This window comes from Microbacterium sp. NPDC096154 (assembly GCF_040302945.1).
GTDB lineage: Bacteria > Actinomycetota > Actinomycetes > Actinomycetales > Microbacteriaceae > Microbacterium.
In genome coordinates this window covers 57,159-69,041 of sequence record NZ_JBEOSM010000005.1, presented here as the reverse complement: position 1 = coordinate 69,041, position 11,883 = coordinate 57,159, and the positions used below count along the sequence as shown (strand labels likewise).

General features: G+C 72.1%; 8 protein-coding genes. 7 read left to right on the top strand and 1 reads right to left on the bottom strand.

The window, feature by feature from the left end; genetic code table 11:
- Positions 1 to 156: 156 nt before the first annotated feature.
- Positions 157 to 1,227 (bottom strand): Rv2578c family radical SAM protein, encoded by a 1,071-nt coding sequence (locus tag ABTW64_RS08560; RefSeq protein ID WP_350621301.1) that lies wholly within the window; start codon positions 1,225 to 1,227, stop codon positions 157 to 159.
- A gap of 339 nt (positions 1,228 to 1,566) precedes the next feature.
- Here ABTW64_RS08560 and ABTW64_RS08555 point away from each other — a divergent pair, with 339 nt between their 5' ends.
- The 7 genes from ABTW64_RS08555 to ABTW64_RS08525 all read left to right on the top strand — a co-directional run bounded on the left by ABTW64_RS08555 (position 1,567) and on the right by ABTW64_RS08525 (position 11,877).
- Positions 1,567 to 4,479, top strand: coding sequence for a hypothetical protein (locus ABTW64_RS08555; protein ID WP_350621299.1), 2,913 nt, complete (start codon positions 1,567 to 1,569; stop codon positions 4,477 to 4,479).
- Positions 4,476 to 7,463 (top strand): hypothetical protein, encoded by a 2,988-nt coding sequence (locus ABTW64_RS08550; protein ID WP_350621297.1) that lies wholly within the window; start codon positions 4,476 to 4,478, stop codon positions 7,461 to 7,463. Before ABTW64_RS08555 ends, ABTW64_RS08550 begins: the two co-directional genes overlap by 4 nt.
- Positions 7,460 to 8,098 carry a hypothetical protein gene (locus ABTW64_RS08545; RefSeq protein ID WP_350621295.1) on the top strand — a complete coding sequence of 213 codons (639 nt, stop codon included), beginning with the start codon at positions 7,460 to 7,462 and terminating at the stop codon, positions 8,096 to 8,098. Before ABTW64_RS08550 ends, ABTW64_RS08545 begins: the two co-directional genes overlap by 4 nt.
- A complete protein-coding gene (locus ABTW64_RS08540; RefSeq protein WP_350621293.1) occupies positions 8,095 to 9,072 on the top strand; it encodes a hypothetical protein in 978 nt (325 codons plus the stop codon). Before ABTW64_RS08545 ends, ABTW64_RS08540 begins: the two co-directional genes overlap by 4 nt.
- Before the next feature lie 66 nt (positions 9,073 to 9,138).
- A complete protein-coding gene (locus ABTW64_RS08535; RefSeq protein ID WP_350621291.1) occupies positions 9,139 to 9,936 on the top strand; it encodes an alternate-type signal peptide domain-containing protein in 798 nt (265 codons plus the stop codon).
- Between the two features lie 124 nt (positions 9,937 to 10,060).
- Positions 10,061 to 10,840, top strand: coding sequence for a signal peptidase I (locus ABTW64_RS08530; RefSeq protein WP_350621289.1), 780 nt, complete (start codon positions 10,061 to 10,063; stop codon positions 10,838 to 10,840).
- Entirely contained in the window at positions 10,837 to 11,877 is a 1,041-nt protein-coding gene (locus tag ABTW64_RS08525) for a hypothetical protein (RefSeq protein ID WP_350621287.1), read from the top strand. Before ABTW64_RS08530 ends, ABTW64_RS08525 begins: the two co-directional genes overlap by 4 nt.
- Positions 11,878 to 11,883: the final 6 nt, after the last annotated feature.

The following is an 11,883-nucleotide window of genomic DNA, read 5'->3' as shown; positions in this document are numbered from 1 at the left end:
CCGCCTCTGGCCGCGCTCGAACCACCTGCCCCGCGTGACCCCGGCATCGCTCCTCTTCCTCGCGCTGCTCGGGCCTCCCGGCGGGAGGGGAAGGGTCGCGCGTGGCTTCAGATTACTGCGGCTCCAGATGCCGGGCAGTCGTGCAGGGAGTCGACCTCAGAACAGCGTCGCGGGCTCGGGGAGCGCGGCCCTGGCGGCTCGGCCCCGCGTGGTGGTCACGATGCGCGAGGGAGCGGGCGCCTGTCGGGCGGCGCGCTGCCAGGCCGAGTCGGCGCGGCCGTCCAGCCCATGCGCGCGTATGAGCGGTCGGATGCGCTGAGCCAGCAGGGTGCGATATGCCTGCGGCGCATTGACGGAGGCCCCGGGATACAGTCCCCGGTACGCGGGCAGCAGCTCCGGATGCTCGCGCGCGAGCCAGCGCATGAACCACGGCTTCACGCCGGGGCGCAGGTGCAGGGCGCCGTGCACGACGCGTGCCGCTCCGGCGGCTTTCACTCGTTCCAGCGCGGCGTCGAGCGCCTCGGACGAATCGGTGAGGTGCGGCAGGATCGGCATCAGGAACACCGATACGGGAAAGCCCGCGTCAGCGGCCGCGCGAACGGTGTCCAGCCGGGCCTGCGCGGTCGGCGTGCCCGGCTCGATCGCCTGCTGAAGCGCGTCGTCGTACACCGCGATCGAGAACGCGAGCGAGATGGGCACCTGGTCGTGCAGGCGGGTGAGCAGCGGCAGGTCTCTCCGCAGCAGGGATCCCTTGGTCAGGATCGAGAACGGCGTGCCCGACTCCGCGAGTGCGGTCGTGATGCCGGGCATGAGCCTGTAGCGCCCTTCGGCCCGCTGGTACGGGTCGGTGTTCGTCCCGAGCGCCACGTGCTCGCGCTTCCACGAGGCCCGCGCGAGCTCGCGCCGCAGCACGTCTTCGACGTTGACCTTGACCACGATCTGCGAGTCGAAGTCGCGGCCGGCGTCCAGGTCCAGATACTCGTGCGTGCCTCGGGCGAAGCAGTAGACACACGCATGCGTGCATCCCCGGTAGGGGTTGATCGTCCAGTCGAACGGCATGCTGCTCGAGCGGGGCACGTGGTTGAGCGCCGACTTCGCGGCGACCTCGTGGAAGGTGATGCCCGCGAACTCCGGCGTCGTCACGGTGCGCACGAGCCCGTCCAGCTGCTCCATCCCGGGCAGGGCGGCCTCGTCCGCGACGCCGAGCTGCTGTCCCTGCCACCGCATGAGAACAGTCGAACAAAACTACGAGAGCATGTCAAGTGCCACTCGAAGAAATCTTCGGTGGGGGCCGCGCACCGCGCCCTGTGAGCCGGCCCACGCGGCTACGCCGGCCGGCGCCGGGGCCTCCTGCAGTCGGTCTGCGTTGCGATGACGATGCGCTTGAGACGGCGCCGCCGGTACTTGTGGAGCACACAGCGCAGAAAGATATGAGGATATCGATATACGCTGTTCGGTATCAGGCGTTCGGGGAGGGAGTGCCTGACTCCGCCGACGCGTGCGACGGTGCCCGCGCGGCATCCCCGTCGCCACCGGGGCGCCGCCCCGATCACACGGGGAGCCGCCATGGAAGACCACGCTCGACGGGGCGCGCGCCGCATCGGCGCGGTGCTCGCCGTGGCCGTGGTCGTCGCCGCGGGCGTGCTCGTCTCCCTGGTGTCGTCGCCCGATCGTGCCGACGCCGCCACCACGCTTGTCGTCGACTCGCCGGCCTGGGGTGGGCAGGATGCCACGCCCGGCGACGGCCTGTGCCGCACGACCGCGGGCACGTGCACCCTGCGTGCGGCGATCGAGGAGTCCAACGCGCTGAACCTGCCCGCGGGGGAGCTGACGATCACCGTCGATCCGTCGGTGCCCGTCGGCGGCTTGACCGGTGCCCTGAACTACACGACCAACCGGATGCTCTCGACGGCGATCTCGTACGAGGACACGGGCGGCGCCATGTTCCATGTGACGGCGCCGGTGACGATCGATCTCGGCCATCGCCTGCAGGCGGACGGCTCGGCGACCGACGGGGCGGCGGCGATGTTCTACCTGAACGGCCCGGACATCCGGCTCCTCAACGCCGACCTCGTGCGCGGCGTCGGCGAGACGGGGATCGTCGTCGGTCCCGACGCGCGAGACGTGGTCGTGGACGGCGGCGGCGGTCAGATCAACACCGACAACTCGTACTACCCCGAGCGCTTCATGGTCATCCGCGAGGGCGTGCAGGGGCTGACCGTGCGCGGATACGCGATCCGCGGCTTCTGGGACTCGGTCACCTCTGGCGGCGTGTTCGTCTTCAACTCGCTCGCCCCGTACACCCCTCGGTCCGACATCGCGATCACCGACATCGACGTGCTGTACAACTCCGGCACCGCCTGCGGCGCCTCCGACGGATCGGGATGCCGCACGCGCCTCACGAACTTCGTCCCCTGGAACCCCGCGAACAACGTGACCAACGGCCTGTCGTTCACTCGCATGCACGTGCAGAACATGACGACGCAGAACGCATTCTCGTTCGCCAACTCGCAGGACTGGACGGGCGGCACCTCGGTGTCGATCTCGGATCTCGAGATCGCCGACAACGTCTTCGTGAACAACGTCGGCCGCGGCACCGGCGAGGCGAACCCGTTCATCATGCTGCCGCTCGGCGGACATCTCACCGGCGAGACGCACATCAGCCGCAATGTGTTCTCGCGCGCGACGAGCGGCCAGACCTACGCGATCTACTACGCGGAGGGAACGCGGCTCGGCGACGACTCGACCGCCGACAGCACCGTCGCCTCGCAGGTCTACATCGAGGACAACTACTTCAACGGCTACACGGCCAACAGCATCCGCGTCTTCCAGTCGGGCCTCGTCACGGTGGCCGGCAACGCCTTCGGCACGCGCAGCGGCTCGCAGGCGCGGCCGGGCATCGTCGAGGAGTACGACGACGGCGGCCCCGTGATGCTGAACACGTACCACGGCATCGTCGATCACTCGGCGAACCAGGGCATCCGCACGTGGTACCCCTCGAGCGCGGCCGCCGTGCTCACGGCCGCGCCGGCAGCGGGGGTGGCAGTGGCGGACGACCCGCGCGACGGGGCAGTGCCGACATGCCTCGCGCAGGTGCCGGTCGTCCGGGGCGCGGGCACCGACAACGACTCCCAGCCCGCCGGGCAGCCCGTCACGCTCGACGTGTTCTGGACCGCCGACCGCACGGCCGAGCTGCACGTGGGCCGGGTCTCGGGCATCACGGGCGACGCGGCCACGATCGCGTTCCCCCTTCCCGTCGGGGACATCGCGCTGCCCGACGGCACGGCTCGCGCCGTGGATCCGGGCACGGGCGCCGTGTCGGGCTATGTCCGGCTGCAGACGCACGTCGAGGGCCTCGGCCAGCTCGAGTCGTCGCAGTACTCGCGCGTGGTCGCGGTGTCCGGGGGCTGCCGCCCGGCGCTCACGCTCGAGCAGGCAGCGGGGCAGAGCGACCCCACGCTCGGACGCGACCTGCGGTTCACCCTCACGAGCTCGATGCCGCTCGACTCGGGCACGGTCACGGCCGATGACATCACGGTGACCGCGGCCCCCGTGACGACCGGCGACGTGCAGACCATCGACGCGACTCGTCTGAACCCGCGCGTCGTGGACGTGAGCGCCATCGACGGGTCCGGTGGGCTGCAGTTCGAGGTGGTCGTGCAGGTCGACGACACCGCGGCGGTGTCCGTGGCGCTGCCGGCCGGCACGGTCGCCGCGCCGTCGGGCCTGACGAACCAGGACGCGGCGGCGAGCGTCGACGCGCAGGTGACGTACCTCAATCCCGTGCGGGTGGCGCCGCGCACCTTCCCGGTGGTGACCGGCGAGGCGCGCGGCGAGGACGTGGTCATCAGCCTCGCCCCGGATGCGCCGCTGCCGATCGCCGACCTGGTCTTCGCCGGCACGGTCGCGCAGCCTGACGGCACGCCGCTCGTGACGGCGAGCCCGGAGCAGCCCGTGATCCCCGCCGGCGAGAGCGAGGCGCCCACGGTGACCGTGAGGGCGGCCGCTGGTGACGTGGCGGCGAACACGGCGACGCGTCTGTCGTACGTGCTCACGTCGGATGACGCGCAGTACGACGGCCTCGTGGTGCCCGAGCTCGTGCCCCGGCTGTTCGCGACCGACCCCGCCCTGCGCATCGAGCGGGACGGGTACGTGGGCATGACCGACGAATCGTCGCCCGAGACGATCGTCGCCACCGGCCAGCCCGCACCATCCGGCTCCCGGCTGAAGGTCGGACAGCGCGCGTGCTTCGTGTTCACGGTCACCAATGTGTCGCAGGACGACTGGGCCACGGTGCTGACGAACATCGAGGTCGGCGACACCGACGAGCGGCTGGGCGCGGAGGGCCACATCGGCACGATCCCCGCGCTCGGCATCGGCGAGCAGACGCAGCTGGCAGAGTGCACGACCCTCGCATCGGTCGACACGACCGCGAACGAAACGACCGCGGACGACCCGATCGACGGAGGCGCGTCGTGAGCGGCGCAGGCGCCGGACGCCGCGAACGGCGCGCCCGCACACGCTTCGGGGCGCTGCTCGCTGTCGGGGCGCTCGCTCTCGCCGGGCTGGCCGCGTCCGTTGTCTGGGCCGCGGGGCAGGCCCGAGCGGCGACCGTCGACCTCGTCGTCAACTCGACGAGCTGGACGGGCAACGATGCCTCGCCGGGCGACGGCATCTGCCGCACGTCCGCCGGCAACACGACGTGCACGCTGCGGGCGGCCATCCAGGAATCCAACGCGCGACCGGCGGGCGACATCGTCACCATCACGGTCGACCCCTCGATCGCGGTGGGCACCGCGATGACCGGCTCGATGGAGGACGGCGGCCTGCTCGAGCCGGAAGACCGGATGCTGACCAGCGCGATCACGCGCGAGGACAACGGCGCCATCTTCAACATCACGAAGCCCGTCACGATCGACCTGGGCCAGCGGCTTGTGCTCAATGCCGAGGGCTTCGGCGGCGCGTGGCTGGCCGGCCTGCCGATCCTGACGGGGGAGGGCGCGGAGACCGCGCTGTTCCACATCGGCGCCTCGAACGTCCAGCTGCTCAACATCCCCAATCCGCTCTCCACGGGCACGTCCTTCGTCGTGGGTGCCGGCGCGAGCAACGTGCTGATCGACGGCGGCGGGGCCACGGTCGGCGTCGGTGAGACGGTCGCCCCGGAGCGCTTCGTCGCCATCCGGGAGGGCGCATCCGGCGTCACGGTGCGCCACTACCGTGTGACCGGATTCACCGGCAGCGGCGCATCCGGAGGCGTCTTCGTCTTCGCGTCGCACTCGGCGACCGCGCGGTCGAACATCGTGATCGACGACGTGGACGTGGTCTACGGGCCGACGAGCACCACCACCTGCACAGGCGGAGGACTGCTCAGCTCCGCCGACACGAGCGGATGTCGCACGCACATCGTCAACTTCTGGAACGGCAGCAGCCAGACGTGGACGAACAACGTCACGAACGGGCTGACGTTCCAGAACATGACGGTGCAGAACCTCGCGGCGCAGAACGCCTTCAAGTTCGCGGGCGACTTCGACCGCGCCGGCGGCAACAGCGCCACGATCTCCGACCTCTCGATCATCGACAATCGGTTCCTGAACAATCAGGGTTCCGGTACGGGAGAGGCCAACCCGTTCGTGCTGCTGCCGCTCGGCGGCAAGCTGAGCGGCGAGACGACGATCAGCCGCAACGTCTTCTCGCGCGCGACGAGCGGACAGACCTATGCGCTCTACTACGCGGAGGGCTCCTCTCTCGGCGACCAGTCGACGGCGAACAGCACGACGGGCTCGCGCACCTTCATCCAGGACAACCACTTCGACGGGTACAGCGACAACACGATCCGGCTGTTCCAGACCGGGCTCGTGACGGTCAAGGGCAACACGTTCGGGGCGCGCACCGCGTCACAGGCCGCCGCCGCGGTGGCCGAGGAGTACAGCGACAGCGGCGTGATGCTCGACAACTACGGCGGCATCGTCGATTACAACGCCAACCAGAACATCCGCACCTGGGCGCCGAGCGCGGGTGCCACCGTGGCGCAGGGACCGCTGCCCGCGGGGGCGCTGCGCGCCCCGGCCGCGCAGACTGCGCTGCCCACGTGCACCGCCACGGTCGGCGTGCAGCGGATCACCGACACGAACAACACCTCGAAGGCAGCCGGCGAGCCGGTCACGATCGACGTCTTCTGGACGGCGAACCGGACGGCCGAGCTCTTCCTCGGCAGCGTCACGGGCGTCACGGGCACCGGAGCGACGCTCGCGTTCTCGCTGCCGGTGGGGCAGGTCACGCTGCCCGACGGCACCGCTGCGCAGGCCGTCGACCCGGCGACCGCCGCCGTGAGCGGGCGCATCCGCCTGCAGACCCACGTCGAGGGACTGGGGCAGCTCGAGTCGTCTCAGTACTCGCGTCTGGTCGATGTCACGGGCAGCTGCCGGCCCGCGCTCACGCTCGAGCAGGCGACGGGACAGAACGACCCCACGCTCGGCCGCGACCTGCACTTCACGCTCACCAGCAGCCAGCCGCTCGAGGCGTCTTCGCTCACCACCGCCGACTTCGGCATCTCGGCCGCCGCGGTGGCGCAGACCGCCGACGCGGGGCGCATCAACGCCCGGGTGCAGTCGGTCAGCGAGATCGCGGGCTCCGGCGGTCTGCAGTGGGACGTGGTGGCGCGCGTCGACGACTCCGCTGCCGTCACGCTGACGCTCGCGGCGGGCACCGTCACGAGCACAGGCGGATTCGCGAACGACGCCGCCGCGGCAGGGGCCGACCCGACCGTCACCTATCTCAACCCCGTGCGTGTGACACCGCAGACCGTCACGCTCATCGCGGGCGAGCCCGACGGCGCCTCGTACGTGATCGAGCTCGCGACCGGGGCGCCCGTGCCGGAGGCCGTGCTGACGTTCGCCTCCGCGATCACGCAGGCTGCAGGGGTCGCCGTGTCGCTGGACGTGGCGACGTCCGAGATCCCCGCGGCCGGGTACGCCGCGCCGGCCGTGACGGCGACGGCCTCCGACGGCGAGATCCCGGCGGGCACCGAGGTGCCCATCCGGTACACCCTCACGTCGGCCGACAGCGATTACGACGGCCTCGTGGTGCCCACCGTGACCGCGCGCCTGTACGCGACCCATCCCGCGCTGCAGATCGTCAAGCGCGCGTACGTCGGAGCCGGCGACACGAGCAGCCCGGCGACGATCGAGGCCACGGGCACGCTCGTGCCCTCCGACGAGCGCATCGACGACGGCACACCCATCTGCTTCGTCTACACGGTCACCAACGCCTCGGGCGACGACTGGACCACGGCCGTGACCGACATCGACATCGTCGACACCGACGAGCGCCTGGGCGACCACGGCGTCATCGGCCACATCGGCACGCTCGCCGACGGCGCGTCGCAGAAGTTCGCCGGCTGCACCGCGCTGGTCTCGCTCGACACCACCGCCGACTCCGCGGCCGGCGCGGGGAGCGCACCGTGAGCCGCCCCCGCCGGGGCGGGCGGATGGGCCTGGTGGTGATCGCCTTCGTGGCCGCGGTCGTCGGCGGCACGAGCGTGGGCGGCGTCACGTTCGCGCGGTGGTCTGCGCAGTCGCACGCGTCCGGTGGCGTCGTCGTCGCCGGCGATCTGCGGGTCACGGCGGGCGATCCGACGTGGGTGCAGACGACCCCGGGAGTCACTGAGCCGGCCTCCGGAACGCTCACGGCGACGCCCGCGGAGTTCCCCTCGATGCCGGGCGACCAGATCCGGATCCGACTGCCGTTGACGTCCTACCTGCGCGGAGACAATCTCAACGCCGCGCTCACGGTCGACTACGAACCGGCGGAGGACGCCGAGGTGACGGCGACCTACCACGTCGAGGACCCGTCCGGAGGACGCGTCGCACCCACGGCGGCGCCGGCCGCCCCGGGTGAGAGCGTGCTGCTTCCCCCGCTCGCGGGCTCGGACGCCGGTGTCTCGCAGGAGTGGGTGGTCGTGATCGACGTCGCCGTGGGCGGCGACTACGACTGGGTCGCCGGTGCGGACGCCACGCCCGACCAGTGGTCGGCGGGCGACATCCGCGTGCGGCTCGATCAGGTGCGCAGCGGCGCCGGATACATCGGCGGTGGCGCATGAGCGAGTCACGCGCGAACACCCGACGGGCGCGGCGCCGCGCCGCGGCCAAGGCGGGCGTCGGCCGCCGGGCCGCCGTGACGGCCGGTGCGTCCGCGGCCCTGGCGGCGGGGCTCACGTTCGGCGCCCTGACGGCAGCCGAGGCACTGTGGGCCGCAACCGACACGGCGTCTCCCGCCGCCATGCGCCTCGGCGACGTGTCCTTCGCCGGTCAGCCGGGCGACGGCTCGGCTCAGCCGGGCTACTCCGAGGGCGGCGCCCCGGTGACCGTGACCATCCCGGCGGCCGAGATCATCCGGGTGCTCGACCAGACGGGGCCTGCGGACGGGCCTGTCATCTGGCGCTTCCAGGCCGAGGGTCTGGCCGAGGGCATCACGGGCCTCACGTACGACGTCACCCCGCTCGCGCAGGTGACGGCGGCGGGCAGCACCGACCTGACGGGCGGCGTCGCCGCTCCGGGCACGGTCCTGGCGCACACCACCATGAAGGTCTACCCCGAGTCGACGAGCGGCGACTGCTCGGCGGTGCCCGCGACCCCCGAGGGCGACAGCCGCAACGTGATCGTGTACGACGGCGACGACCACGTGCTGCACGAGCCGGGCGCGGGGTCGCCGCAGCCGCGCCGCGTGCAGGGATGGTGCGTCGCGATGAGCTTCCGGACGCAGCCGGACGGCGCCTACCGCAACGACGTGTTCGCCACGGGTCTCGGCGCCGACGGCTCCCCGGTGACCGCCGGCGACCAGTGGCGCGGCGTCGTGGCCTATCCGCCCTCGCTCGACGCCGATGGCGAGTACCGCGCACGCGTCGACGCGAGCGGCACGGCTGAGGACCAGACCGTCGCCCGCAACAGCGACGACTGGCTCGCCTCGCTCTATCCCGATCCGTCCGCCGAGCCCGCCGTCGCCCTGCAGCTGGATCCGACGGTCACGAGCGTCCGGCCGGACGTTCCGCCCGGCGACCACTACGTCGCCCCCTGAACCCCTCGCCATCCGGCGAGCTCGACCCCAACCGCCCGCACAGGGCACGCACCAAGGAGAAGAAAGATGGAGAACAACTCCCCGACCATCGTCGTCACGGAGGAGCGGCGCAGCCGCAAGGGCCCGCTGCTGCTCGGCGCCGGCCTCGCCGGCGTCGCCCTGCTGGCAGGCGGCGGCACGTTCGCGCTGTGGTCGGCGAACGACGCCTTCCAGGGCGGCACGATCACGGCCGGCGACCTCAACCTCGTGCAGGTCGCCGACACGACGTTCTGGGACGTGTCGGCCGACCGCGCCGACGCCACCGCCACGGTCACCGGCACCGACGGCTCGCAGCTCGGGCACGCGATCGCCTCGATCGCCGACTGGCGCATCGTGCCGGGCGACAAGGTCGCCGCCTCGTTCTCGGCCGACGTCACGCTCGAGGGCGACAACCTCGTCGGCAAGCTGTCGATCGCGGGCCTGGACGGCAACACCTACGGCAACGGGTCGATGACCTACACGTACGAGATCTACCAGGACGGCGCGCTGCTCATTCCCGAGACCGCGCTGCCCACCGCCGCGACGGCCGACCTGCTCTACCTCGCGGCGCCCGTGACGGGACAGGACGCCGGCCTCGATGATGCCGAGGACACGACCCCCGTGTACGCGATGGCCAACACGACGGAGGACTTCACCGTCGTCGTGTACGGCGCCTTCGACGCGACCGCCGGCGATGCGGGCAAGGTCGACGCGGACGGCGACGGCGTGTACGACGACCAGACGACGGCCGCGACGGGCACTCGTCAGGACGCGCTCACTGCCGACGTGCTCAACGGCATCGTGCTGCAGCTGGACCAGGTGCGGGACACCGGCGCCCAGTTCTGAGCGCGGTCCGGCTCCGTCCCTTCTCCGACGCGGCCGGCGGCCCCCACGCCGCCGGCCGCACCGGAGCCATCCACCCGCCTGACACCCGCCCTCGCCCTGCTCGGCGAGCCGAGGAAGACCACGTATGAACACGGTCCGCGTCCGCCCGCGCCCGCGCCCGATCGATGCGCCGTGGCGCGTACTGGCCTACGCGCTGACGGTCGCCGTCGGCACGGTGCTCACGATGGTGGTCGTGGCGCTGCTGATCGTGCCGCGCCTGACCGGCGGCCAGAGCCTGACCGTGCTGACGGGCTCGATGGAACCCGCGCTGCGTCCGGGCGACGTGGTGGTCGTCCGCGGGATCGCGATCGACGAGGTGTGCGGCGGTATCGGCGTGGGCGATATCGTGACCTATCTGCCGGAGCCGGATGACCCCTCCCTGATCACACATCGCGTCGTGGGGAAGACCATCGGCACCTTCGACGACGGCACGGCCTGCCGTCTGATCACGCAGGGCGACGCGAACAGCGCTGCCGACCCTCCGGTGTCGCCGGAGCAGGTGAGGGGCGTGTTCCTCTACGGGGTGCCGCAGGTCGGCTGGGCACGCCAGTGGGCGGCGCAGAACGCGACGCTGCTGCTCATCGCGGCCGGCGTGGCTGTCGTGGCGTGGCTGCTGTGGGACCAGCTCCGGCCCCGCCGCACCCGTGTGGTGACGGTGCCCGGCGGCGCGACCGCGGCCTTGGCGTCGGACGACGCCCTCCGGCTGCGCGAGCTCGCTCTGCGCGAGCGGGAGGTGGCGGTGCGCGAGCGCGAGCTCGACCTCGCTGCCGCACAGGCGAGCGGGCGAGCGGCGGTCGGTGCCGCGTCGGCCGAGCGTGCGGCGCGCGATAGGGCGGAAGACACCGGAGAGGACGGCCGCACATGAGCGAGCGTCGCGTCGTCGTGGGAGATCACACGATCGTGCTGGCTGGCGACGATCGACTCTCGCGCAGCGGTCGGGCTTTCGCCTGGGCGCTGGCTCTGTGCGTGCTCCTGGGAGGCGGTCTGCTCTGGGCCGGGCTCAACGCCCAGCCCGCCGATCCGGATGCCGCCGCCCCCGCCGCGCCGGTGCAGAGCCTGCCCTCTGCGACCGTGTCCGGGCGTGCGGCTGCGGAGGGGTCCGCCTCGCCCGTGACGGGCGCGATCGCGGCCGAGCCCGGCCCCGCGACGCCGCCCACCGGGCCGGATGTGCACCTCGACGACGCGATCGTGGCCGAGTGGGGCGGTCCGGCCGTGCACCTCGACTGGCGCGGGCGCGGCTACGCGACGGCTGAGGCGACCTTCGTCGGCGATCGCGTGGCCGCACCGGGCGACCGCGTCGAGCGCACGCTGCGCATCGGCAACGCGGGTCCGTCCGACGCGGTCATGACGGTGGCCCTCGAACTCGACCGGCTGCGCCCTGAGGCCTCGCGCAATCCCGAGCTGGCGGACGCCGTGACCCTGTTCTGGGATGTCGGCGGGGTGACCGGATCGGAGACCTTCGCGGCGCTCCTCGAACGGCAGACCGGCGGCGCGACGATCGCCGAGGTGCAGGTCGGCCGCGGGGAGGAGGTGGGGGTGACCCTCGGCTTCTCGGTCGACGTCGCACTCGCCGAGCAGGCGGCGGCGGGTGCTCCGTCCACCGTCCTGAGCTTCCTGACGGATGTGCGGATGGCCGGTGACACGGTCGCGGTGCCGGGGGAGGCGCCGCCGCTGGCGGCCACGGGCATGCAGATGGCGGGTGGCGCGCTGCTGGCCGTCGCCTTCGCGTTGATCCTGATGGGTCTCGGCCTGACCGTGCTGCGGCGCCGTGTCTGCGACGCGTGCGGCGAGGCCATCTCGCGCCGCGAGCCGCTCGTCACCGTGCGGACGGATGGTGCGACTGCCAGGTTCTGTGCCGCATGCGCGCCGGCTCATGCGCTGACCGCTGCGACGGCCCGCTGACCGCTG

Bases quoted from the DNA above. Each gene is read 5' to 3' on its own strand.
- ABTW64_RS08525 (WP_350621287.1), top strand. From the start codon at position 10,837: ATGAGCGAGCGTCGCGTCGTCGTGGGAGATCACACGATCGTGCTGGCT.
- ABTW64_RS08560 (WP_350621301.1), bottom strand. From the start codon at position 1,227: ATGCGGTGGCAGGGACAGCAGCTCGGCGTCGCGGACGAGGCCGCCCTG.
- ABTW64_RS08540 (WP_350621293.1), top strand. From the start codon at position 8,095: ATGAGCGAGTCACGCGCGAACACCCGACGGGCGCGGCGCCGCGCCGCG.
- ABTW64_RS08530 (WP_350621289.1), top strand. From the start codon at position 10,061: ATGAACACGGTCCGCGTCCGCCCGCGCCCGCGCCCGATCGATGCGCCG.
- ABTW64_RS08535 (WP_350621291.1), top strand. From the start codon at position 9,139: ATGGAGAACAACTCCCCGACCATCGTCGTCACGGAGGAGCGGCGCAGC.
- ABTW64_RS08555 (WP_350621299.1), top strand. From the start codon at position 1,567: ATGGAAGACCACGCTCGACGGGGCGCGCGCCGCATCGGCGCGGTGCTC.